This is a genomic window from Rhodococcus sp. P4_B6, from assembly GCF_056402215.1.
On sequence record NZ_JBFUHV010000404.1, the window covers coordinates 1 to 2,086 of the forward strand.

Consider the following 2,086-nt stretch of genomic DNA (forward strand, 5'->3'; position numbering starts at 1 on the left):
GCCGAGATAAGAGCCGACCACCACTGGCCCACGGATCTCCAATTCGCCCACACTGACACCATCTTTGGGCAACTCGGTGCCGTCATCGGTGACGACGCGCATCTCGTACAAGGGTGAGATTCGACCTGCGGACGTCCGCGCGCGCCATCCGTCGTCGGTATCGACCATGGCCGACGGCGTGACCATGGTCGCTCCCGGGAAGACCTCGGTCATGCCCCACCCTTGTACGAAGTCGACTCCGAGGGCACCGTAGGCGCGCATGAGCGACTCCGGAACGGCGGTGCCTCCGCCGACGATGGTCTTCAGACTCGAAAGGTCGACCGGGCTCTCGCTCGACGCGCGAGCGTTTACCACGCGCAGCAGGTCCATCCACAAGGTGGGAACACCCCCGGCCCAGTTCACGCGGTGTTCGCCGATCAGCTCGGCCACTGCCGCGGGTTGGAGGTTCGGTCCCGGCATGACCACCGTCGCACCGGTGAGTCCACAGATGAATGGCAATCCCCATCCCAGCGCGTGGAAAAGCGGAACCAGTCCTAGGACCACATCCTGCTCGCCGATCCGGAAGACATCTCGACCCGCCATGGACAGTGCATGCAGAACGATCGACCGGTGGGAGTACAGCACGCCCTTCGGATCCCCCGTCGTGCCCGAGGTGTAGCAGAGAGCCGCCGCAGCACGCTCGTCCATGTCCACGGGTGTCATCGGTTCGCTTGCCTGCTCGATCAGGTCTTCGAACCCGATCTCGTCCGGAGGCAGTTCACCGACGGATTTCCCGATGACGACGACGTGACGGAGGTGCGGCATCCGGTGCCGCAGCCCGTCGATCTGGGCGCGGAACGAAGACTCGACGATCAGCACAGTGTCCCGTGCGTGGTCGATCGTGTAGACGAGCTGATCTTCGTGCAGCCTCGGATTCGCCGTGTGCAGAACCGCGCCCATGCCCATCACCGCGTAGTAGATCTCGAGGTGCTCCTGCGTGTTCCACGCCAGACTGCCGACTCGATCCCCCGGCTTCACGCCCAAGTTCGCCAACGCTGCCGAGAGGCGCTCCGCGCGATCGAGGACTTCGCCGAACGTGGCGGAATGCGAAGGTCCGTCGGGGCAGTGTTCCGACCTCGACAACACCCGCGAGCCATGATGGATGGAACGCATCCTTCGCAGCACCATCGCAATGTTCAGATCGACATCCATCATGAGGCCGGAAACGTAGGCCGGCTCATGCGTGGTCATCGTGGGACCGACGCTGACGCCCGACGACGGTCGCGGGCCTCGATCGCCGCATCGAGCAACTGCCGATGATCCTCCGACACCGCCGACACACGCTCGGCCTGAAAACCCAGATCCAACGTCACACTCGACAGCAAATGCAGAACAGCATTGAGCGCCTTCTTCGTCCCCTGCACCGCCACCGACGGCGACACTGCCATCCGCTCGGCCAACTCCAACGCCCGCGGAAGAACCTCCCCCACCGGACACGCCTCAGTGACCAGACCCCACTCAGCCGCCACCCGGCCCACCACCGGATCACCGGTCAACAAGAACCGCTTGGCCCGCGCCATACCCACGAGAATCGGCCACATCATCGCACCGCCGTCACCCGCAACAAGACCGATCACCACATGCGGATCCGACAACCGGGCATCCTCGGCCACGATGCTGAAATCACTCATCAACGCCATCGTGAAGCCATAACCGGCCGCAGCACCGTTGACCGCAGCAATCACCGGCTGCGGCACATTCAACAGATCATCGACGATCTTCTTGGCCTCGAAGAACGTCGTCTCCCGCGTCACCGGCGTTTCCCCGGCAATCCAATCCAGATCACCACCCGCACAGAACGCACGCCCGGAACCGGTCAACACCACCGCACGCACCCGACGATCCATACCGATGTCCGCAAACACCGTCGACAACTCACGATGAAAATCGGCATCGATCGCGTTCAGCTTGTCGGCACGCAAGAACGTCACCGTCAACACACCGCTACTCGACAGATCGAACTCCATCGTCTGATACCGCTCGTACACAGCCACAACTCCTTCACCACAACGTGACACCGATAATACTGACACATACTGTCCAGAAT

Annotated in this window: 2 protein-coding genes; both read right to left on the reverse strand. The window is 62.7% G+C overall.

Annotation, left to right across the window (positions count from 1 at the left end; all coding sequences use genetic code 11):
• Positions 1 to 1,230: AMP-binding protein (locus AC1DWT_RS51000; protein ID WP_477926237.1), on the reverse strand; the 1,230-nt coding region annotated here is incomplete at its 3' end.
• Positions 1,227 to 2,033 (reverse strand): enoyl-CoA hydratase/isomerase family protein, encoded by an 807-nt coding sequence (locus AC1DWT_RS51005; RefSeq protein WP_477926238.1) that lies wholly within the window; start codon positions 2,031 to 2,033, stop codon positions 1,227 to 1,229. The genes AC1DWT_RS51000 and AC1DWT_RS51005, both read right to left, overlap by 4 nt.
• Between the last annotated feature and the right edge of the window lie 53 nt (positions 2,034 to 2,086).